Origin of the sequence: Salegentibacter sp. 24 (assembly GCF_004362395.1) — a bacterium.
In the GTDB taxonomy this organism is placed as follows: domain Bacteria; phylum Bacteroidota; class Bacteroidia; order Flavobacteriales; family Flavobacteriaceae; genus Salegentibacter.
The window spans coordinates 79679-101765 of record NZ_SNWE01000016.1; the positions used below are offsets into that span (position 1 = coordinate 79679).

Below are 22087 nucleotides of genomic sequence, written 5' to 3' on the forward strand. Positions count from 1 at the left end.
AGATTTAAATATTAACCTCTCATATTGTGTTATTTACCGCAATTTCCCAAGCCAGGAAACAATTTTATAAGTTAATTATTCAAAATAATGCTTATTGCGATTATTGTGGATATCAATAAATAACTGTGGTAATATTGCACACTTTTATAAAATTAAGAAGAATTGGATTTAATAGAGGTAAAAGAATTACAAATTAGATTCATAATTAGCTATTCTTAATTATTTAAAAAGTGGTTTGGAAGATGTTTTAACGCTCTTTCCGGAATGTTGTTTTTCATTTAAAACATTAAAATAATATTGATAAGGGTAATGACCCCCAACCATTTCTAGAATATCCAATGAAAACGATAAAATTTCTGAAACTGGTCATTCCTCTTTGCAATGTGCAATTTGGTGGTGCAGGCTGGTTTGTCTTAAAAAAAATCCAAACTAATGGAATGAAACTGATTTTTCATCAAATGGTGCCCGAATTTTCTTGAATTCGCATTCGAAAATTTTGGAAGTTGAAGCAATGGAGCTTAATCTCTTAGGAACCTGAAATTTCTTCAGGTACTGAGGTTACGGTTTCACATGCAGGTATTCCGGATATTTATAGAGGTCCAGTACAGTAAGCTTAATTAACTAAATCTTAGGTTTAAAAACTTTATATTATTCTAAGAATGCAATAAATTTGAAAATCTAGCGATAAAAGGATTTGGAGAAGAAAGAAAAGAAAGAGAAAAGTAGATACCGCATTTTAAAGATCCTCGCAAAATTCTTTGCGGGGCTCTTTATTTTTATAATTCTATTGCTGCTTTTTATAAGAAGTCCGTGGGGGCAGGAAATTATAAAAAACCAGATTATCCAAAATATTTCCAGTAAAACCAATACCGAAATTGATCTTGATAAACTCTTTATTACTTTCACGGGGAACATTCAAATGAATGGTCTTTATCTCGAAGATAAACAAGGAGACACATTATTGTACTCAAAATCCCTTGAAGCCGATATTCCAATTTGGCCAATTATTCAAGGAAATGCTATTAGTATAGAAGAATTGGATTGGAAAGGGGTTAAGGCTAATATCATAAGAAAGGATTCTATTTCAGGTTTTAATTATGAATTTCTAATGGAAACCTTGACAACACAAACTGCTCCCTCAACCACTAGTCAAGATACTGCTACTGCCCAACAAATTACGATTGGAAATCTTAACTTTAAAAATTTCAATGTCACCTATAAAGATGAAGTGATGGGTATTAACACACAACTTTCCCTGGGTGAATTTAAGCTTGAAATGAAAAATACTGATTTGGAAAAAATGATTTTTCAAGCAGATAATGGAAGTTTGATGAATACCGAAATAAATTACGTCCAAACTAAGCCTTTTCCAGAAGTACAAAATGAGGAACCTGTTCCATTGCCATATCTCGCGGTAGATAATCTAAATTTAGATGATGTGAATATGTCTTATAACTCGATTCCTGACGGAATTAAAATTAATGCCGATATCAAGACATTTTTAGCAGAAGTTCCTTTATTGGACCTTAAAAAACAGAGAGTAAAAATAAATAGACTGGTCCTCAAAAACTCGGAGGTAATTGTTAAAACGGAAACTTTAAACAAAATACCTGACAGTAGTACAACAACTTCTGCACCTTTTACCTGGCCAAGGTGGGATATTGTTGTAGATAAAATTAAATTTTCTGAAAATCAGTTCAGCTATTTAGCAGATGGCGCAGAACCAGTTGAAGGTGTATTTAAGGCCAAGGCCTTGGTAATTGATTCTCTTAATTTTCAAGCGAATAATTTATTTTTAAAAAATAAAAAAGCAGGGGCAGAGGTGACAACCTTAAATTTCGAGGAAGCTTCAGGACTTGATTTAAACCGATTTAATTTTAATTTCAGTCTGGATGAAAACCAGATGAAGCTTTCAGATCTGTCGGTGGCTTTTGACGGGAATACATTGGCAGGTAAAGCCAGTTTGAAATATAATTCAGTTCAGGAGTTAATTAATGATTATGAAGGCGTTGAATTTTCCTTAAGCCTCCCACAAATTTTGCTTGATGTAAATGATATATTTAAATTTCAGCCAGGTTTAAAATCCAATCCTTATTTGGCAGAATTAAGTGAAGATAAGATTTCAGGGAATCTTGAAGCCTCGGGTAAACTTTCAGAAATCGCTATTAATAAAGCTAATTTTAATTGGAGAAACACTTCCGTTTCTGCAAATGGAAATATATACAACGCTACAGATCCAGAAAATATTCGATTTTCCATTCCAAGATTTTTCACAGAATCCCATAAAACTGACATTACTAATTTTATCAGCGAAAAAGAACTCGGGATTAGTCTTCCAAAGAATATCAAGCTTAGCGGAAGCTTCTCAGGAAGTCCCCAGGATTTCTCTACTAAAGCCTTATTGACCACCTCTGAAGGTAAGATTAGGGTAGATGGTAGCTTTGCCAATCGGCAACAGCTTGCCTTTAAAGGTAAAATTACTTCTGAAAAACTGCAGGTAGGTAGTATATTACAAAATAAAAGTTTTGGCGCTTTAGACCTTAAACTTGAAACGTCAGGACACGGAAGTACCGTGAATTCTCTAGATGCTACGCTGGATGCGACGGTGAATTCATTTTCCTATAATAATTATATAATAGAGGACCTTAATATTTCAGGTGAATTTGAAAATGGAAGAGGGACTATCGTTTCCAATTACAAGGATGATAATTTAGAATTTGTGCTGAATTCTAAAGTTGAATTAGATTCAGTTAAACCAGAAGCCAGTCTTAATTTAGATTTAAAAGGGGCCAGGTTACAGGAACTGGGTCTTGCAGCTCGGGACATCCGTTTAGCCTTTAATTTGGATGCCCAATTTGAGGGAAACGCTGAAACTTATGAAACCTTTGCTGATTTTACCCAAGCCGTTGTAATTTATGATAATAACACTTATCTTCCTGGGGATCTGAACGCACACGCTTTCGTGAGAACCGATTCTACATCTTTGCAGATTAAAAATAAAATTTTGGATCTGGATTTAAAATCGAACGCCGATCCTAACGATTTTATAAAAGCTTTAAACCGGCATTACGAATCTTACTTTACCGAAGTAGACGCATTGGATTCTTTACATAAGCCTGTAAATTTAAAGCTTCGGGGGACTATACTTGATGCTCCGGTATTAAATGAAGTTTTTCTACCCAATCTTGTGCAGTTAGACACCATAAATTTAAAAGCCGATTTCAACGAAAAAGAACGAAAACTTGATGCTTTAGTAAGTTTGCCATATATAAATTATGCAGGGAACAAAATTGACAGCCTAGAATTCAGGTTAAATTCAGATCCTGATAACTTTGATTTCAATCTTGGTTTTAATGAAATAAATTCTGGACCAATTGCTATCCAACAAACGGATTTTAAAGGTAGTCTTACAGCCGATAAACTTTTTCTTGATTTCACTTCTATGCATGAGGGAGAACGATTATACCACGTGGCTTCTGAAATTGCAAAACCTGGGGATAGCCTTGAATTTCATATAAATCCGCAGGATTTAGTTCTAAATAAAGATTCCTGGAATATACCTGCCGAAAATGAAATTATAGTGTACGATCAGGAAATAACGGCGAATAATTTTAGGCTAAGTCATAATAACCAGGAAATGCTGGTAAGCAGCGAGCTTTCCTTTTCAGATAAAGATCATATTGGCTTAAAATTCAGCAATTTTAATTTAAAAGCGCTTTTAAATTATATAAACCCAAATAAAAAATTAGCTACAGGGGAGGTTAACGGTCAGTTAATTTTTGAAGATCCATTGCAAAAAATTGGGATACTGGCTGATGTAAAGATTAATCAGTTAAGCATTTTGGAGGTAGAGCTGGGGACCTTAAGTTTACAATCTACACCGAAAGAAGATTTCTTATATGATGTTGGATTTGCGATAAATGGGGAAAATGTTGATTTAAATATGACCGGAGATTTCCAGGCAAAAGATACAGCAACCGTACTAGATTTTAAAATGGATATTAACAAAATTAGTATGGAAACTATTGCTGGACTTTCGGCTGGTGGCATTACCAATGGAGACGGAAGCCTCTCTGGGACTTTGAACCTGGAAGGTACTATAGCTGATCCTGAATACAGCGGAAATATTAAATTCAATCAGGCACAATTTAGTGTGGCATTACTGGATGCACCTTTTATAATCCCTTCTGAAACTTTAGAGTTTGACAATCAGGGGATATATTTTGATGAATTTCAGGTAGAAGACAAAGATTCTAATTCTTTTGTGATTAATGGAGAAGTTATTACTGAGGAAATTCTAAATCCGGCATTCGACCTAACCTTTAGGGCGAGGAATTTCCAGGTTTTAAGTGCTCCCAAAGAAGATAATAAACTTTTTTATGGTACCGCCACTTTTGATGCCGATGCAAGTCTCACTGGTAATCTTAACATCCCCGTACTGGATGCAGAGATAACAATAGGCTCAAATACCGATTTCACTTATGTTTTGCCGGAAGAAGAATTGATTATGCAGGAACGAGAAGGGATAGTGGTATTTACAAATCGGGAAAATCCCAATGATATTTTAACCGGAAACATTGAAGAGGAGAAATCGGCTACACTAACCGGATTTAATATTGACGCCTTAATAAATATCAATGAAAACGCTGCCTTTAATATTTTAATTGATGAAGAAACGGGTGATAACCTTAGAGTAAAAGGGGAAGGAGAATTAGATTTTAGTATTTCACCAAACGGAAGAATGGCACTTGCCGGTCGTTATGTTATGAGTGGTGGCCATTACGAGATGAGCTTGTATAATTTGGTTAAACGGAGGTTTGAAATAGTTGAAGGTAGTCGTATTACGTGGGCAGGGGACCCTTTTGACGCTACCTTAGACGTAAGCGCCATTTATAAGGTGGAAGCTTCACCATCTGCTCTTATGGCCACTACACCTGGTACAGGGGATGAATTTAGAAGGGATTTACCATTTTTAGTTTACCTTCATGTTGATGGAGAACTTATGGAGCCTGAATTATCTTTTGGCCTGCAAATGCCCGAAGATGCCCAGGGCACCTTTGGTGGTCAGGTATATGGTAGGTTGCAACAACTTAACAGTCAGGAAGCCGAGCTAAATAAGCAGGTTTTTTCTTTACTGGTCCTGAACCGGTTTTATCCAACTTCGGTTAGTTCGGGAGACAGTGGTGGTAACCTCTCGATTGCAAGGGATAATTTAACCGATGCACTATCGGATCAGCTGAATATGTTTTCAGATAAATTATTAGGAGATACTGGGATTGATCTTAATTTTGGAGTAGACAGTTATACTGATTATCAAGGTAATACGGCTACTCAGCGTACACAGGTAGATATTGAAGCTCAGAAAAGCTTACTAAACGATCGTTTAATTGTAAGTGTGGGGAGCGAAGTAGCGGTTCAAGGTGGCAATCGCCCGGGAGAGGAAGCAAGTCCTGTAATTGGCAACGTAAGTATAGAATATTTACTTACCGAAAATGGTCGTTTCCGATTAAAAGGCTTCCGAAGAAATGAATTTGAAAATGTAATAGACGGTCAGCTTATTATTAGTGGAATAGCATTTATTTTTACCAGGGAGTTTAATGAATTTCAGGAATTATGGGATAACTTTTTTCTAAAAGAGGAAGAAGAAGGATCTACTGAAAATAAAACCGAAGAAAAGAAATAAATGAAAATTTACTTAAAAAATATTATCCTTTACTGTTTGATAGTTATTCTATTACAGGCTTGTAATGTGAAAAAATTTATTCCTGAAGGAAAATTACTTTATACAGGTTCCAGTGTTTCTTTAAATACTGACACTACTATTAAAAGACGGGCTCAGTTAAAGAATGAATTACAGGCTGTTTTACTGCCTGAGCCCAATAATAAAATTCTGGGGATGCGCCCATCTTTATATTTTTATTATAAAGCTCAGCGAGAAAATCCAGGTTTCATAAATAAATTTCTTAATAAAAAAATAGGAGAGGAGCCGGTATATGGAAGTGATGTAGATCCTTTGCGCGTAGAAGATTTAATTAAAAATAGGCTTGAAAATCGTGGTTTTTTTTATAGTACAGTGATTTCTACAGTTAACCGAAATGAAAAAAATAAAACGATGAATGTTGACTATACGGCAGAAATTCCAGAACCATATATTTTAGAAAAATATATGTTAGATACAGATACCCTTCAAATTTATAAAGAAATAAATACTAATTTAAAGAACTCTCCTCTTAGTGAAGGAATGCGTTTTGATCTTTCTGCGTTGAAACTGGAAAGGGAAAGAATTGATCAGAACCTAAAGGCGAAAGGATATTATAATTTTAACCCTGGGTATTTAATTTTCGAGGCGGATACCAATCAATATCAAAAAAAGAAATTTGGTCTTTATCTAAGATTGAAAAAGGATATTCCCAGGAAAAGTATAATTCCTTATAAAATAGGTAGTGTTAATGTTTATCCCAATTATGAAGTTGGGAGCGATAGCGCTACAACAAAAACGCGTTATGCTGAAAAGAATGTTTTTCAAAATGAGATATTTTTTAAACCCAAACGATTAGATCCTTACATCCTTATTGAAGAAGGAAAATTATACGAACCTGAAACTTCCCGAAATACAGCCAGAAGATTGAGTAATATTGGAGCCTATAAATATGTAAATATTAATTATAGAGTAGTAGATAGTATTACTACGGATAGTTTAGGTGTTTTGGAAGCAAATATTTATCTTTCGCCATTAAGTAAACGCTCTTTAAGTGCAGAAATACGAGCAGTCACAAAATCTAATGGTTTTGCAGGACCTAGTTTAGCTTTGGGGTATACCAATAGAAACCTTTTTCATGGTGGTGAAATTCTAAATCTTACTGGGAAATTTGGATACGAAGTGCAAATGGGCGGTGGGGCCCAAGCGGGTTTAAATAGTATACAGCTAGGTGTCGAAGGGGATATTATTTTTCCAAGACTTTTATTTCCCATAAATTTTGATAAAAACTTTTTTTCGTACGCTATACCTAAAACTAAAGCGAGTTTAGGCTTAGATTACCTAAGTCGAAGTAAATTGTTTACTTTGGGTTCTATTTCTACAAGATTTGGATATTTATGGAATGCAAATCGATTTGTAACCCACGAATTTAACCCTATTTCTTTAAATTATGTAAACCTCTCAAATACGAGCCAGGAATTTCAGGATATTTTGGATGATAATCCGTTTTTGCAAAGTAGTTTTAATCAAGAATTTATTGCTGGTTTAACATATTCATTCACCTATAATGGACTTGTAGACCAAAGTACCAGGCATCAGTTTTTTGTGAACACGACCTTAGATCTTGCAGGTAATTTAATTGATGCTATTAGTGGAAACAGCCAGGAAGATCCACAAACTTTTTTAAACCTTAGATATGCACAATACGCAAAGGCCGATGTAGATTTCAGATATCATTTTAAAACAGGGGAAGATTCAAAAATAGCAAGTAGACTTTTTGCTGGTTATGGTAAACCTTATGGAAATTCTGATGTTTTGGCGTTTACTAAGCAATATTACACTGGAGGCCCTTATAGTGTTAGAGCTTTTAATACAAGGTCTTTAGGCCCTGGTACCTACACTCCTCCAAGTCAAGACGATGCTTATTTTGATCAAGCTGGAAATATTAGATTAGAAGCCAACGTGGAATATCGTTTTCCACTCTTTCCATATCTGTACGGGGCTGTTTTTGCTGATGCAGGAAATGTTTGGAATACAGAAGAAAATGGGAACCTGGAGGGAGGGGAGTTTAGTTCAAATTTCATCAATGAACTTGGGATTGGCACTGGATTTGGTCTAAGGATAGATGTTCAGAGCTTTGTGATTCGGATAGATCTGGCGGCACCAATTCACGATCCGGCTTTGCCCGAGGGTCAAAGATGGGAATTTGATTATGCTAATCCCGTATTGAACTTTGCCATTGGATATCCTTTCTAATTATGTATAAGGAAATTCTAAAACATGTCACTTCAAAGATCGAACTCACTGAAGATGAGCAACTAGAATTCATTGGAATTCTTTCTGAACAACGCATTGCAAAAAGGCAATTTTTGATTGAACCCGGACAAACTGTAGATTGTGAATATTATGTAGTGAAGGGTTGTTTGAAAGCCTATTATTTAGATGAGGGTGGTAATAAACATATTATTCAGTTTGCGGTAGAAGATTGGTGGATAAGTGACTTTGAAGCTTTCTTCGGAAATTTGCCCGCTCAATTATATGTTGAAGCTATAGAAGATTCAGTGCTTCTGGGGATTAATCGCGATACGCTCGAAACTTTATATAAGCGAATTTCTAAATTTGAACGTTTCTTTAGGATCAAAACTACCAATGCTTTCGTGGCCCTTAGAGGTCGAATTCTTTCTTCTCTACAAAAGAGTAATAAAGAGAGATATTTGGAGTTTTGCCAAACTTATCCAGAAATTGAAAAACGTGTACCGAATTATCATATAGCCAATTACCTGGGCATAAAACCAGAGAGTTTAAGCCGACTTAGAAAAGAGATGTTTTAGCTTAACATTTTTTAACAGCCACAACTAACATATATCAAGTAATTCCGGGTATGTATATCCTAATTTTGAAACATCTTAAGAGAAACTCGAGATCAATTAAGAAGCACGAATAATTTTTTATATCTGGTCGTTTTTTTAGCCAGCAATTGGGTGGATGAAATGAAGTCACATAGACCAAACTTGAATTTTTACTTATTGGTTAGATTTCTTAAATGATCTTAGAGATTGATAAGCATCATCAAATTAAATTAAATCAAATTACATTATGAGTAGCGAACAAAATTTATTAAAACCATACAATTTAAATGGACTTTCACTTCTAAATAGAGTGGTGATGGCACCAATGACCAGAAGTAGAGCCGATAATCCTGAAAATAAACCAACCGAAGGTTTACATGATGTTTATTATACTCAACGGGCATCAGCAGGACTTATTATTACCGAAGGCTCACAGGTTTCTAAACAGGCCGTGGGTTATGTTAATACACCTGGTATTTACAGCAAAGAACAGGTTGAGGCATGGAAATTGGTAAATAAAAAGGTCCATAATAACAATGGAAAAATATTCATTCAGCTTTGGCATGTGGGAAGAATGTCCCATCCTGATTTTCATAATGGGGAATTACCTTTGTCATCTTCAGCAATTAATCCTGAAGCGCAATCGTATACTCCGGAAGGTTTTAAAGATACGGTAACGCCAAAAGAAATGACCATTGAAGATATTGAAAGAACTATTCAGGATTTTAAAAAAGCGGCTAAAAATTCTATGGAAGCTGATTTTGATGGAATTGAAATTCATTCTTCCAATGGTTATTTGTTTCATCAGTTTTTTAATGGAACTTCCAATAAAAGAAAAGACCAGTATGGTGGAAGCATAGAAAATCGTGCAAGAATTTTATTCGAAACTATAGATGCGATTAAAGAAGTAATGCCGGAGCAAAAAATTGGATTAAGATTGAATCCTTCACTTCATGGTATTTTTGGAATGACTCTGGACAAGGAAACAATACCAACTTTTGATTATATCATTAAGAAGCTAAACGATTATGATCTTGCTTACTTGCATTTATCTGAACCCTTCAATGATGTTTCCAACATACCACACGCTGTAACTGAAATTGCAAAAAGATACCGACCTATTTATCATGGTACTCTAATGATTAATGCAGGTTTTGATAAGGAATCAGGAAATAAAGTAATTAGAGATGGCCAGGCTGATTTGGTGGCATTTGGTAAGCCTTATATTTCTAATCCAGATTTGGTGGAACGTTTTGCAGAGAATATTCCGCTTTCAGACTGGGATACAGCTACATTTTATACCCAAGGAAAGGAGGGTTATATTGATTATGAAGCTAAAGCCAGAAAACAGGAAGCATAAAGATTCTGTTTAAATTTAATTTTTAAAAGGTTGTCGGGAATAATTTTAATTATCATTCTGAACTGGTTTGGATATAAATAGGTTTCACTCATCAACAATTTAATCTGAAATAAATACCAGATTGACGAATTGATTTAATTCCAAACAACCTTTTATTTTAGCTTAAAATAAAATCACATTTTTACCTATAGATTTTCCTGATTCCTGTAAACTATGAACTTCTTTAAAGGTTTCTGGCATAAGTCCTATGAAGGTTCTATAGTGTGTAGTTTGTATTATTTCTTCCTCTAGAAGTTCGGAAATCCTTTCTAGTATTTCATGCTGTTTGTGCATATCCGGTGTTTGGTATTTTGCCCGCGTAAACATCAGTTCCCAATGAAAAGATGCACTTTTATTTTTAAGTTTATTAAGATCCACAGGATTTTTGGTCTCCACAATAGAGCAAATATTTCCCTGCGGCTTTATGAGTTCCGCCATGGAATCCCAGTGCAAATCAGTATCAGAAAAATTTAGAATATAATCTACCTCTTCGTAACCTTTAGACTTCATTTCATCTTGCAAGTTTTTATGGTTTACAATGACATCGGCACCCATATTTCTACACCATTCCTCAGTTTCATTTCTTGAGGCCGTGGCTATCACGTTAAATCTGGTAAGCTTCTTTAAAAGCTGTGTCCCAATAGAACCAACGCCACCTGCACCACCAATGACAAGAATATTTTGATTTTCACCTGAATTTTCTTCGATCTTTAAACGTTCAAAAATACATTCCCAGGCAGTCAGCGATGTTAAGGGCATTGCAGCAGCTTCTGCAAAGGAAAGATTTTTAGGTTTGTGGCCTACAATATTTTCATTTACCAACTGAAATTCCGCATTACTACCGGGACGGTCTATTTCTCCGGAATAATATACTTTTTCCCCTTGCTTGAATTTTGTCACTTGATTTCCAACTTGTTCGACAATTCCGGCAGCATCCCATCCCAGAATTTTAGGTTCGTCGAGCTCCTTATCAATTGCAGCCTGCTGTCTTACTTTATAATCTACAGGGTTTACGGAAATAGCCTTAATACGAACCAAAAGATCTGAACTGCCGGGTTTAGGCTCCGTGGTATTGAATTCAATAAAACTTTCTGAATGATTTATTGGGAGTGATTTTTTTATTCCAACCGCTTTCATAATTTGATTTTTAGTATTTATAGGATATTTAGAAAAATTAATGTTGAAGTTTACCTCCATAACAAAGATCACCGGCATCTCCAAGGCCGGGTAAAATATAACCACGACTGTCTAATTCTTTATCTATGGTTGCAATCCATAGTGTAGTGTCTTCTGGAAATTCTTCTTTTAGATGAACAATTCCTTCTTCTGCACCGATAACGGCTACCAAATGAATTTCTTTGGGTTCCCCCATTTGCTTTAAAGCTTTCATTACATTTACAAAGGAACCACCGGTGGCCAACATAGGATCGGCCAGGATAAGTGTTTTACCTTCCAGCGAGGGAGAGGCCAGGTATTCTACAATAATTTCAAAATTTTCATTATTGTCAGGATGGTGACGATAGGCAGATATAAAAGAATTTTCGGCATCGTCGAAGTAATTCAGTAAGCCGTTATGTAATGGAAGTCCAGCACGTAAAATAGAGCAAACAACAATTTCGTTATCAGGTAATTGAACCTTAGCATGTCCTAAAGGGGTGATAATTTTTTTCTCTGAAAATTTTAGTTTCTTACTCAGTTCATAGCCTAAAATTTCACCTAAACGCTCAATATTTCTGCGAAAACGCATTCTGTCTTTTTGGATTTCAGTATCCCTTAGTTGCGCCACAAATTTTCCGGCGATTGAATTGACTTCTAGGAGATGATTTACCTGCATATTAGTTTTTAAATTTTAAACTCACTTATTGAGTAAATATAAGTAAATGTTTTGCCAATGCCATGGGAGTTAAAACGACATTTAGGTTTTGTCCATATAAGATTTTTCTATATGATAATTTGGCTGTATTTTTGATATAAATGGCTTAAAGAATTCAGCTTATGAAGTTTATATATACTTTTCTGTTCCTTAGTTTTTCGTGCTTAGGATATGGACAAATAGATCTACCTGCTACAAGTAATACCGGTGGGATTCTCAAAGCAGAACCCCAAGCAGGATCTTCTGGTTTTCCTATTCTTCGTGCTGAAACTAAAGATGAAAGCAAATACCTGCGCGAAGAACCAAAGAAGATAGATTACAGGGAGACACCTCACAATATGAAAACGGCAGGAGATGTGGTAAAAGAAAATTGGACCAAAGATAAAGAAGCACTGGATATATACAGTGAAGATCAATATTTAGGAGATTTTAAAACTACCGGAAAATTTGTTGAGCTTTTTAGTCGCGATCATCAATTCGTTGATGGCGATCAGGTAAATATTTATGTAAATGGCAAGTTCTTGCAGCGTGTAGTACTTGGGGGTGGTTATCGCCCCGTCTTGGTTACCCTTGAAAGCGGGTTTAATAATATCGAATTTGAAGCTATAAATCAAGGTTCTTCTGGCCCGAACACTGCTCAGTTAAAAGTTTTAGAAGAGAATGGCAATTTAGTAGCTTCCAAAGAGTGGAACTTACTGACAGGTGCCAAAGCCAGTTTAATAGTGGTTAAAGAATAAAAATCTATCTTTTAAGCGATAAAGATCCTTTTTATGGCGATTCATACTTAAAAATTCTACATTTTAAATTTCATTTAATAACTTTATAAGAAATCTTATCTTATGAAGCGTATATTAATTGCTATAGATTATCATCCAGTTTCAGAAAAAGTGGCTGAAGCCGGCTACAACCTGGCTAAACAATTAGATGCTAAAGTTTGTTTACTTCATGTAATGGCCAATGTTAGTTATTATGGAATAGATTACCCAACTTTTATGGGGTATTCCGGCTATGATGAGATGGCCGTTAACCTTGATATTGCCCAGGAAATGCGAGAAGTAGTGGGAGATTTTCTAAACACAGCGGCTAAACATCTTAATGATGAAAAAGTTGAGACACATTTAGCTGATGGTGATGCGGCCAGAGCAATTTTGGAATATTCTAAAACCTGGAACGCAGATTTAGTTGTAATGGGAACGCATAGCCATTCAGTTCTGGAAAAATTGTTAATGGGAACGGTAGCTTCAAATGTTTTGGAAAAGACTGATGTTCCGGTATTTATGGTTCCAATAAAGAAGGAATAATCATACCTTAAAAAGGTATAAACGAAAAAGTCTTCCGTAGTGGAAGACTTTTTGTGATCGCGCCAGGATTCGAACCTGGGACCGCCTGCTTAGAAGGCAGGTGCTCTATCCAGCTGAGCTACGCGACCGTTTTTGCGGTTGCAAATATAAGCCTCTTTGGAAATAAAACAACCTTTTTTACTGAAAAATATATTTTTTATTTGCGTATTTCTTCTTCTTTTTTCGGTAAGAATTTAACTTAGTTTATGATTTGATTTTTTTTCTCAATTATATCCTTAGTTTTGTTGCGCAATTTCTTAAGAAATTCCATTGATTAATGATCATGATATTATACTTGAGACTTTCATTGTTATACGCCAAGAGGTTGATATAGTATCCCGAAATCTTAATAAGACACTTTTTTATGGTTGTTTATTTCATTTTTTTCTAGTGATGATCTTAGCCCTGAGAGAATTAATTAGAGGTAATCACCATAGACTTGAAATTGCATTAAAATATTATCTTAAGAATAGGCTTTTTAATACTGTTCCTGGTGGTCTTGTCTTCTTATGGAATAAAAAATCAGTTATAAAACCTAAGGTAAAAGCTATACATGGATAATTCTCTGATTATTTATGTGATTGGATTTACCGCCCAAATTCTGTTTTCTTCCAGAATGGTTATGCAGTGGTTACTTTCTGAAAAAAGAAAAAAAGTTCTAACACCCATTCTTTTTTGGGAATTGAGTTTTTTGGGTTCCTTTTTACTATTTATCTATGGATATGCTCGAGATGATTTTGCCATTATGCTGGGACAAAGCCTTACTTATTTTATCTATATAAGAAACTTATACTGGCAGGGGCAGTGGAGTAAACTTCCTTATTTAATTCGAATTTTAATTCTTGCTTTTCCAATAATTGTAGTTGTGTACAGCTTTTTTAATAATGAATATAACCTTGTTCAACTATTCCACAACGAAGCAATTCCGTTCTGGTTACTTTTTTTTGGCATTACAGGGCAGGTAATTTTCACGTTCCGATTTTTATATCAATGGCTTTATTCTGAAAAAAAGAATAAATCTACCTTACCAATTGGATTTTGGTGGTTAAGCCTTATTGGTTCCGTTTTAATTTTATGCTATGCAATTATCCGGAAAGACCCGGTCTTGCTTCTAGGTCATTTGTTTGGAGCTTTGATGTACATTAGAAATATAATAATTCATAAAAATGAAATTAGAGAATAAATACCTGCTATTACTGATTTGTGTGGCATTAGCAGTATTTTTTGTTAATCTGGATGCTATTTATATTAACATTATGGAGGCACGTAATTTTATTACTGCACGGGAAATGCTGAATGAAAATAACTGGATTTTCACGACTATGAATGCCGAACCGCGTTATGAAAAACCGCCTTTGCCCACATGGTTAACAGCAGTATCTATGGCTATTTTTGGAATGGAAGGTCTTTTCGGTTTACGACTTCCTTCAGCGATTATGGGGTTAATACTAGTGGTGTTTGTTTATAAATTTCTGCTTAAGATTTCCAAGAATATTGAATTATCATTTTTAGGTGGTCTTATAGCCTCTACTTCGTTTTATATCATTTTTTCCAGTAGGGACGGGCAATGGGATATTTATACGCATAGTTTTATGATGCTCGGTATCTTTGCATTATATAAATTATATAATTCCTCAAAAAACTGGTATTACTTTGCCACCACTAGTGGTTTATTTATTGGCTGCTCCATCTTGAGTAAAGGCCCCGTTTCCTTATATGCTTTATTTCTTCCTTTTTTAATTTCCTACGGAGTAATTTATAAGTTTGATGGAACTAGAGTGCGCTGGAAAGCTTTAGTACTTTTAACAATAGTAGCTTTAATTTTCGGTGGGTGGTGGAATTTGTATGTGTATATCTTTGATACCCAAGCGGTGGCAGAAATTGCGAGTCAGGAAACCGGAAGATGGCTGAATTATAATGTACGACCGATTTACTATTACTGGAGTTTTTTTATACAAAGTGGATTATGGACAATTCCATCTTTTGTAGCGCTTTTTTATCCTTATTTAAAAGATCGGGTTAGTAACAAAAAAGCTTATAAATTTACACTTCTATGGACTCTGGCTTCAGTTCTTTTACTTTCTATAATTCCGGAAAAAAAATCTAGATACCTGCTTCCGGTGTTAATTCCAATGGCCATGAATACTTCATTCTATATAGAGTATCTTTTTAATTATTTCCGAAGTCTAAAAACTAAAGAACTTGTCCCAGTTTATATCCATTTTGGAATCTTTGCAATTGTGGGTTGCATATTTCCAATTGCATCATTTTTTTATTTTGAACCATATCTAAAGGACATATTAATTTGGTATGTTTTAAGTTCATTAAGCCTATTTATTATCGGGTTGCTTATGTTTCGCTTCTTAATTTTGAAAAAAATAAAACCATTATTTTATTTAAGTATTTTCTTTCTATTGAGTGTAGTGTGGTTTGGTTTACCAATGGCTGATAAAATTAATGTTAACAGAGATTATAACAGCATTGTAAATATTGAAAAGCATATAAAAAATTATGATGTCCCACTTTATGAATTTCAAAGTTTTACGCCAGAAATTATCTGGGAATATGGAAAACCAATCCAGGTATTAGCCAGACCAAATCAAATTAAAATTCCCCCGGAAAATAAATTTTTACTTTTAACAGAAACTTTCAACCGCGATAGTTTAAAGCAGATCTTTTATAATTACAAGACCACCAAAATTGATAGTGTAGATATGAATCCGGTAAGTACAAAACATAAGCAAAGGTTATATCGGGAATTATATTTAATTGAAAAGACCAAAATTCGCTAACTGTCTTAGAAAATATTGAAAGATTGAAGCATGTTTATAAATAATCAAAAATTTGCTATCCCAGGGAATCATCTATTTTTTAACACGCGAATAATTGAGTATATTTAGACGATTTTAAACTAACCAAATAATGTTCGATTATCCCATAAAATTTAATCCCATTTTAAAAGAAAAAATCTGGGGTGGTAAGAAGCTAAACAAAATTCTAAACAAAGAAACAAGCCGGGGTGACCTTGGAGAAAGTTGGGAAATATCTGGTGTAAAAGGAGATATTTCTATAGTTGCCAACGGTAAACTCAAAGGTTTTTCTTTAAAAGATCTTTTGGAAGAATATAAAGATAAAATTTTAGGCAAGAAAATATATGCAGAATTTGATGCTGATTTTCCACTGCTGATAAAATTTATAGATGCCAACACCGAACTCTCGGTACAATTACATCCAAACGACGAACTAGCACAGCAACGTCATAATTCTTTCGGGAAAACTGAAATGTGGTATATTATGCAGGCTGATAAAGGTGCCAAAATCAATATTGGATTTAAAGATAGCATTTCAAAGGAAGAATATATAAGTCGTTTAGAGGAAGGTAAAATTGTAGAATTACTCAATTTTGAAGAAGTAAAGAAAGGTGATAGTTTCTTTATAAATACTGGCAAAGTACACGCAATAGGAGCAGGAGTGCTTTTGGCTGAAATTCAGCAAACATCTGATGTTACCTATCGAATTTATGATTGGGACCGAACCGATGATGAGGGAAATTCAAGAGAACTGCATACAGCATTAGCAATTGATGCAATAGATTTTGAAAAGAAGAATGATTTTAAACTGAATTATGAAAAAATAAAGAATACTTCCTCTAAAGTCGCTAGCTGCAAGTATTTTACAACTAATTATCTTCCAATTAAAGGAGAAATTCAGAAGGATTACAGCAATTTAGATTCGTTTGTAATCTATATGTGTGTTGGAGGAAACGGGATAGTTTCTATAAACGGGAATTCTGAAAAAATCACGATGGGTGAAACACTTTTAATTCCTGCCGAAAACAAAGAAGTTCTAATTTCAGCTGAAAACTGTGAACTTTTAGAGGTTTATATAGAATAAACGAGGCTTTACGACACAAGTTAAACATATTCACGGGTCGATCTAGCTTTGGACAAAATATGATTGGGAATTATCCCTCATTTTGAAATGAATTCAGAATGAGGGTATAATAATTTTTAAAATGGTCTACTTTTTACAAAGTATCATGACTATTTGTTTTGCAGAATCTCTTCGATTTTTTCTAATTCGTTTTTGTTAAAATTAAGGTTTTGAATGGTTTTAATATTATCTTCTAACTGAGAAACTTTGCTTACCCCAACTAAAACAGAAGTTACTCGCTTGTCTTTTAGTAACCAAGCTACTGCCATTTGTGCCAAACTTTGATTTCTAGATTGTGCAATTTCATTTAATCTTCGCACTTTAGTGATAACTTCAGGTGTGATTTGAGTCTCGTCCAAATAACTCCCCTTTGTTGCCGCGCGACTATCGCCGGGGATTCCATTTAAATATTTATCGGTTAAAATTCCCTGTTCCAACGGGGAAAAAACAATGCTGCCTATTCCCTCGTGATCTAAAGTATTCAATAAACCATCCTCCACCCAGCGATCCATCATATTATATCGTGGTTGATGGATTAAAAATGGTGTCTTTTGTTCTCTAAGGATCGAAGCAGCCTTGGCTGTATCTTTAGCCGAATATTGGGAAATTCCCACATAAAGAGCTTTTCCTTGTTTTACAATATGGTCCAAAGCACCCATAGTTTCCTCTAAGGATGTTTCAGGATCCGGTCGGTGGTGGTAAAAAATATCAACATAATCTAGCCCCATTCTTTTTAAAGACTGGTCTAGACTGGCAATAAGGTATTTCCTAGAGCCAAAATTACCATAGGGACCAGGCCACATATCCCAGCCGGCTTTGGTAGAAATAATTAATTCATCGCGATATTGTTTGAAATCTTCAGCAAATATCTTTCCAAAATTCCTTTCAGCAGAACCATAAGGTGGCCCATAATTATTGGCGAGATCAAAATGTGTAATACCGTTGTTAAAAGCTGTTTTTAAAATATTTCTAGCATTTTCAAAATCATCTTTATCACCGAAATTATGCCATAAACCCAATGAAAGTAATGGAAGTTTAATCCCGCTTTTTCCACAGCGGCGGTACTGCATTTTTTCGTATCGATCTTCTGAAGCCTTATATTTGCTCATAAAGTTTAATTATCTATTAATTAATTGATTACAATTGTTAAATAAAATCACTCAAGTTCTCTTACCCATATATTACGGAAACTCACGGGATTCCCGTGGTCTTGAATATGTATTGGTAATTTCTCAGCATGTTTGCTATAATTGGGAATTCTAGTATATTCGGTTGGACCTCTTAATTCGAAATTATTTTGTACCACCACACCGTTATGAAGTACTGTAAGTTTCGCTGGTTTGAGCAACATTCCATCTTCATTAAATTTTGGAGCTGTAAAAATGATATCATAAGTATTCCATTTTCCGGGCGCTTTAGTAGCGTTTACTAAAGGAGGAGATTGTTTATAAATACTGGCGGCCTGTCCATTGGTATAGGTTTCATTCTCGTAGGAATCCAGGATTTGGACTTCGTAGTTTTCCATAATGATAACTCCACTGTTTCCGCGTCCCTGGCCTTCTCCTTTAATTTCTATAGGTGCACGCCATTCTAAATGCAATTGCATATCCCCAAAATTTTCTTTTGTTTTTATCCCGCCGGTTCCTGGGTTTATGGTGAGGATATTTCCTTCTATAGTCCAGGTTGGCTGAGCGCCATTTCTTTCATTTATCCAGGCAGAAAGATCTGAACCATCAAACAATATCTTTGCATCTGAAGGTGGCGTCGTTATGGATTCACCTGCTTCAATTTTTGGAGGTACGGGTTCATAAAATTCGGTTGCTTCTGGGGGTAAATCAGCGTTTTTTTCTTGAGAGAAGACCGTGATTGAACTCAGTACACAAATACTTATTATTAAAATTGATTTTATAGAAATTTTCATTGGAAAAATTTTTAATTAATTAGAGTTAACGTGATCATAAATCATTTTAGAAATTTCTGAAAGCATTTTAGTTCCGGCCTGCATATTTTCCATATTTTTAGATAATAGCACCAAAACGTACTGTTTTCCATCTGGCAATTCGACTAAAGCTGAATCGTGATGGACCCCAGTGATCCATCCAGTTTTATTGGCAATTTTTAAATTTTCAGGAAGTAAAGCTGGAATAACATCAGTATGTTTTTGTCTATATAAAATATCCAGCATTTTCTGATCGCATACAGGACTCACTGCAATACCTTTTGCCAAGGCTTCAAAAATTAGCATCAAATCATATGCGGTTGTCGTATTGCTTAAACCTGCCTCATAAGCTTTTATATCTTCTACACCGCGTAATACATTTATGTTTGTGGCTCCGAGGTTTTTCATTGTTTTATTTACATTTTTTGCATCAACAAGCTCAATTAAAATATTAGTAGCAAGGTTGCTGCTGTTAATTATCATATCCACAGTTAGGTTTTCAATGCTTCTTTTATTTCCTATTAGCGCATAGAGATGTTCACCACTGTCGCGACCAAGTTCCAGGGAATAAGAACTTCCATCTAAGATGCTTATGAATTCATTTTTGATTGTAAGAGAATCCTGAAGTGAAAATTTTCCTTCGGAAGCCTGTTTAAAAACTTCGATCATTACGGGCGTTTTCATCGTACTTGCCGCGTGAAAATCCTTTTTTTCCTGAATTAGAATGCTATCATTTTTTTTCGAAAGATTCTTAAAAGCAATAGCAAATTCACCCTGATTCCTCTTAAAAATATTAGTGATTTGCTCCTGAAGTTCTTCTGTAGAGCTCTGTGCATGGGAAATTAGACCATAAAAAAGAAATAAGAATATCGCAAAGATTTTCATTGTAAGGATTTACCTCGAATTTAATGAAATTTAGGTAAACAAGCTTACATACTGCCTAGAGCAATTTCGACCATTCGGCTAAAACTCTGTTCCCTGGCTTTGGATGGAAGATGTTCGCCGGTAACCATAGAATCTGAAATAGTTAAAACCGAAAGTGCCTGGACCTTATATTTTGCAGCTACGGTATAAAGGCCAGCGGTTTCCATCTCTACACATAACACTCCATATTCCGCCCACTTTTCGTAGTTTAGGGTATTTTCTTCATAGAAAATATCAGATGATAATACATTTCCGGCTCGTATTGGTATCTGATTATTTTTAGAGAAATTAACCGCATTTATAAATAATTCATAATTTACAGTAGGAGCGTAATCTGCATGTTGAAATTTAGCTTTGTTAAACCCTGAATTTGAGGAAGCTGACATAGCTAAAACAACGTCATTGACCTTTATCTCTTTTTGATAGGAACCGGCAGAACCAACTCGAATAAGTTTTTTAGCACCGAATTCTGTAATCAATTCCGTACAGTATATCAATGCTGAAGGAATGCCCATTCCGGTTGATTGAACTGAAACTTTTTTCCCTTTATTAAAACCAGTAAACCCCAGCATTCCGCGAACATCGTTATAACAAATTGCGTTCTCAAGGAAATTCTCAGCAATCCATTTTGCTCTTAACGGATCTCCGGGAAGTAACACGTTTTCTGCGATATCCCCTTTTTTAGCTTGTATATGTACACTCATATTAATTTTATTACCTTGTTACCAGTTTAATGCCTGAAGATGTTCCTAACCTGGAAACACCTAATTCTATATATTTAATTGCACTTACACGGTCTTTAATACCCCCGGATGCTTTAATTTGCAACATATTGCCTACTATTTTTTTTATTAATTTTATATCCTCAAAAGTGGCTCCAGAAGGTCCAAAGCCCGTAGAAGTCTTTACAAAATCGGCTTTAGCGTTTAATGCCGCCAGGCAGGCGGCTTCTTTTTCACTATCAGTTAAATAGCAGGTTTCAATAATAACCTTTAGTACTTTTGAATCAATCGTCCTCTTAATTTTAGTAATTTCTTTTTCAACATAATCGGTTTCCCAGGATTTCAATTTACCAATATTAAGAACCATATCTATTTCATCTGCCCCTTTAGCTACAGCATCTTTAGCTTCAAAAACCTTAGCCTCGGTGCTCATACTCCCCAGGGGAAAACCTATTACTGTCGCTATTTTTACATCAGAATCTCGTAAAACTGATTTTGCGACCGGTAAATATGATGGGGGGATGCAAACGGCATAAAATCTATGTTTGATTGCCTCTTGGCATAATTCTTCGAAATCTGCCAAAGTAGCCGTTGGGTGTAATAAGGTGTGGTCTATATATTTATTGAGATGCATTACTTCTTTTTGATAGCCACAAAGCTAAAACTTTCTAATAGATTTATTTTATGATTGTTCTCAGCTTTGTCATACTATATTTCTATTTCTTATATAATCATACGTATGTCCGGTATATACACAGTTTAATATATTTATTGAATTAAGAGCTTAATTACGACCGTATATTTAAAGTTAAAAATTTGTGAAGAACCCCCATTTGTTAGGACAGCTTAGCTGCTAAATTAAGTTCTATTTTTCATTTTTTAAGCAGCATTTCTTTCTTGTTTTAAATATCGGTTGATGGGTATTTCATTTTCTATTCCCTGGTGCCTTCTTCTATGGTTGTAAAAATCAAAGTAGTCTCGGAGTTGCCTGTATAAACCTACCCCGGATTCCGGAGGATTGAGATAGATGTTTTCGTATTTCACACTTCTCCATAAGCGTTCTATAAAAACATTATCGATAGCTCTTCCTTTACCATCCATACTTAATTTAATATCCCGAGAGAGTATGCTACCAGTAAAGATCTCTGAGGTAAATTGGCTGCCCTGGTCGGTATTAAAGATCTCCGGTTTTCCATGAATACGGATGGCTTCTTCCACAGTTTCTTTGCACCAATGGGCATCCATGGAATTGGATACTGACCAGTTTAATACATAGCGGCTATGTAGATCGATAACGGCAATTAAGTACATAAAACCTTTTCGCATTGGAATGTAAGTGATGTCAGTTGCCCAAACCTGATTGGGACGTTCTACTTTGAGATTTCTTAAGAGATAGGGATATACCTTATG

General features: G+C 34.9%; 17 protein-coding genes and 1 tRNA gene. 9 read left to right on the plus strand and 9 right to left on the minus strand.

The window, feature by feature from the left end; translation table 11 throughout:
* Nucleotides 1–694: 694 nt before the first annotated feature.
* The 4 genes from DET49_RS12395 (at nucleotide 695) to DET49_RS12410 (ending at nucleotide 9907) form a co-directional block, all read left to right on the plus strand.
* Nucleotides 695–5683 (plus strand): translocation/assembly module TamB, encoded by a 4989-nt coding sequence (locus DET49_RS12395; protein WP_133548422.1) that lies wholly within the window; start codon nucleotides 695–697, stop codon nucleotides 5681–5683.
* A complete protein-coding gene (locus DET49_RS12400; protein ID WP_133548423.1) occupies nucleotides 5684–7954 on the plus strand; it encodes a BamA/TamA family outer membrane protein in 2271 nt (756 codons plus the stop codon).
* Between the two features lie 2 nt (nucleotides 7955–7956).
* The gene (locus tag DET49_RS12405; protein WP_133548424.1) at nucleotides 7957–8529 is read left to right on the plus strand and encodes a Crp/Fnr family transcriptional regulator; all 573 of its coding nucleotides are present in this window, start codon (nucleotides 7957–7959) and stop codon (nucleotides 8527–8529) included.
* A 265-nt stretch (nucleotides 8530–8794) separates the two neighbouring features.
* Nucleotides 8795–9907 carry an alkene reductase gene (locus tag DET49_RS12410; protein ID WP_133548425.1) on the plus strand — a complete coding sequence of 371 codons (1113 nt, stop codon included), beginning with the start codon at nucleotides 8795–8797 and terminating at the stop codon, nucleotides 9905–9907.
* A 162-nt stretch (nucleotides 9908–10069) separates the two neighbouring features.
* Here the strand turns inward: DET49_RS12410 and DET49_RS12415 are convergent, their stop codons facing one another.
* Both DET49_RS12415 and upp read right to left on the minus strand, forming a co-directional pair.
* Nucleotides 10070–11083 (minus strand): zinc-binding alcohol dehydrogenase family protein, encoded by a 1014-nt coding sequence (locus DET49_RS12415; RefSeq protein ID WP_133548426.1) that lies wholly within the window; start codon nucleotides 11081–11083, stop codon nucleotides 10070–10072.
* Nucleotides 11084–11120: 37 nt separating this feature from the next.
* Nucleotides 11121–11780 carry a uracil phosphoribosyltransferase gene (gene upp, locus DET49_RS12420; RefSeq protein WP_133548427.1) on the minus strand — a complete coding sequence of 220 codons (660 nt, stop codon included), beginning with the start codon at nucleotides 11778–11780 and terminating at the stop codon, nucleotides 11121–11123.
* Nucleotides 11781–11941: 161 nt separating this feature from the next.
* Here upp and DET49_RS12425 point away from each other — a divergent pair, with 161 nt between their 5' ends.
* Together DET49_RS12425 and DET49_RS12430 are read left to right on the plus strand one after the other, a co-directional pair.
* Nucleotides 11942–12556, plus strand: coding sequence for a hypothetical protein (locus tag DET49_RS12425; RefSeq protein WP_133548428.1), 615 nt, complete (start codon nucleotides 11942–11944; stop codon nucleotides 12554–12556).
* Between the two features lie 102 nt (nucleotides 12557–12658).
* Complete coding sequence (locus DET49_RS12430) at nucleotides 12659–13120, plus strand: universal stress protein (RefSeq protein ID WP_133548429.1); 462 nt, start codon at nucleotides 12659–12661, stop codon at nucleotides 13118–13120.
* 54 nt (nucleotides 13121–13174) lie between these two features.
* On the opposite strand, the gene DET49_RS12435 is transcribed toward DET49_RS12430, so the two are convergent.
* Nucleotides 13175–13248: transfer RNA gene (locus DET49_RS12435), tRNA-Arg, on the minus strand.
* 464 nt (nucleotides 13249–13712) lie between these two features.
* Here DET49_RS12435 and DET49_RS12440 point away from each other — a divergent pair.
* The 3 genes from DET49_RS12440 to DET49_RS12450 all read left to right on the plus strand — a co-directional run bounded on the left by DET49_RS12440 (nucleotide 13713) and on the right by DET49_RS12450 (nucleotide 17053).
* Nucleotides 13713–14342, plus strand: a complete 630-nt coding sequence (locus tag DET49_RS12440; protein ID WP_133548430.1) for a lipid-A-disaccharide synthase N-terminal domain-containing protein — start codon at nucleotides 13713–13715, stop codon at nucleotides 14340–14342.
* A complete protein-coding gene (locus DET49_RS12445) occupies nucleotides 14326–15951 on the plus strand; it encodes an ArnT family glycosyltransferase (RefSeq protein WP_133548431.1) in 1626 nt (541 codons plus the stop codon). Before DET49_RS12440 ends, DET49_RS12445 begins: the two co-directional genes overlap by 17 nt.
* Nucleotides 15952–16081: 130 nt before the next feature.
* Nucleotides 16082–17053, plus strand: coding sequence for a type I phosphomannose isomerase catalytic subunit (locus tag DET49_RS12450; protein ID WP_133548432.1), 972 nt, complete (start codon nucleotides 16082–16084; stop codon nucleotides 17051–17053).
* 149 nt (nucleotides 17054–17202) lie between these two features.
* On the opposite strand, the gene mgrA is transcribed toward DET49_RS12450, so the two are convergent.
* From mgrA to DET49_RS12480, 6 genes are all read right to left on the minus strand, one after another.
* The gene (mgrA, locus tag DET49_RS12455; protein WP_133548433.1) at nucleotides 17203–18201 is read right to left on the minus strand and encodes an L-glyceraldehyde 3-phosphate reductase; all 999 of its coding nucleotides are present in this window, start codon (nucleotides 18199–18201) and stop codon (nucleotides 17203–17205) included.
* A 47-nt stretch (nucleotides 18202–18248) separates the two neighbouring features.
* A complete protein-coding gene (locus tag DET49_RS12460) occupies nucleotides 18249–19013 on the minus strand; it encodes a DUF1080 domain-containing protein (RefSeq protein WP_133548434.1) in 765 nt (254 codons plus the stop codon).
* Between the two features lie 15 nt (nucleotides 19014–19028).
* The gene (locus DET49_RS12465) at nucleotides 19029–19916 is read right to left on the minus strand and encodes a serine hydrolase (protein ID WP_133548435.1); all 888 of its coding nucleotides are present in this window, start codon (nucleotides 19914–19916) and stop codon (nucleotides 19029–19031) included.
* Between the two features lie 44 nt (nucleotides 19917–19960).
* A complete protein-coding gene (deoD, locus tag DET49_RS12470) occupies nucleotides 19961–20659 on the minus strand; it encodes a purine-nucleoside phosphorylase (RefSeq protein WP_133548436.1) in 699 nt (232 codons plus the stop codon).
* 10 nt (nucleotides 20660–20669) lie between these two features.
* Complete coding sequence (gene deoC, locus DET49_RS12475; RefSeq protein ID WP_133548437.1) at nucleotides 20670–21311, minus strand: deoxyribose-phosphate aldolase; 642 nt, start codon at nucleotides 21309–21311, stop codon at nucleotides 20670–20672.
* A gap of 245 nt (nucleotides 21312–21556) precedes the next feature.
* Nucleotides 21557–22087, minus strand: a 531-nt coding sequence (locus DET49_RS12480; RefSeq protein ID WP_133548438.1) for an IS3 family transposase, incomplete at its 5' end; no start/stop codon positions are given.

Excerpts from the sequence above, each read along its gene's own strand:
- deoC (WP_133548437.1), bottom strand. The coding sequence starts at position 21,311 with ATGCATCTCAATAAATATATAGACCACACCTTATTACACCCAACGGCT.
- mgrA (WP_133548433.1), bottom strand. The coding sequence starts at position 18,201 with ATGAGCAAATATAAGGCTTCAGAAGATCGATACGAAAAAATGCAGTAC.
- DET49_RS12465 (WP_133548435.1), bottom strand. The coding sequence starts at position 19,916 with ATGAAAATCTTTGCGATATTCTTATTTCTTTTTTATGGTCTAATTTCC.
- DET49_RS12445 (WP_133548431.1), top strand. The coding sequence starts at position 14,326 with ATGAAATTAGAGAATAAATACCTGCTATTACTGATTTGTGTGGCATTA.
- deoD (WP_133548436.1), bottom strand. The coding sequence starts at position 20,659 with ATGAGTGTACATATACAAGCTAAAAAAGGGGATATCGCAGAAAACGTG.
- DET49_RS12405 (WP_133548424.1), top strand. The coding sequence starts at position 7,957 with ATGTATAAGGAAATTCTAAAACATGTCACTTCAAAGATCGAACTCACT.
- upp (WP_133548427.1), bottom strand. The coding sequence starts at position 11,780 with ATGCAGGTAAATCATCTCCTAGAAGTCAATTCAATCGCCGGAAAATTT.
- DET49_RS12415 (WP_133548426.1), bottom strand. The coding sequence starts at position 11,083 with ATGAAAGCGGTTGGAATAAAAAAATCACTCCCAATAAATCATTCAGAA.
- DET49_RS12440 (WP_133548430.1), top strand. The coding sequence starts at position 13,713 with ATGGATAATTCTCTGATTATTTATGTGATTGGATTTACCGCCCAAATT.
- DET49_RS12425 (WP_133548428.1), top strand. The coding sequence starts at position 11,942 with ATGAAGTTTATATATACTTTTCTGTTCCTTAGTTTTTCGTGCTTAGGA.
- DET49_RS12450 (WP_133548432.1), top strand. The coding sequence starts at position 16,082 with ATGTTCGATTATCCCATAAAATTTAATCCCATTTTAAAAGAAAAAATC.
- DET49_RS12400 (WP_133548423.1), top strand. The coding sequence starts at position 5,684 with ATGAAAATTTACTTAAAAAATATTATCCTTTACTGTTTGATAGTTATT.
- DET49_RS12430 (WP_133548429.1), top strand. The coding sequence starts at position 12,659 with ATGAAGCGTATATTAATTGCTATAGATTATCATCCAGTTTCAGAAAAA.
- DET49_RS12410 (WP_133548425.1), top strand. The coding sequence starts at position 8,795 with ATGAGTAGCGAACAAAATTTATTAAAACCATACAATTTAAATGGACTT.
- DET49_RS12460 (WP_133548434.1), bottom strand. The coding sequence starts at position 19,013 with ATGAAAATTTCTATAAAATCAATTTTAATAATAAGTATTTGTGTACTG.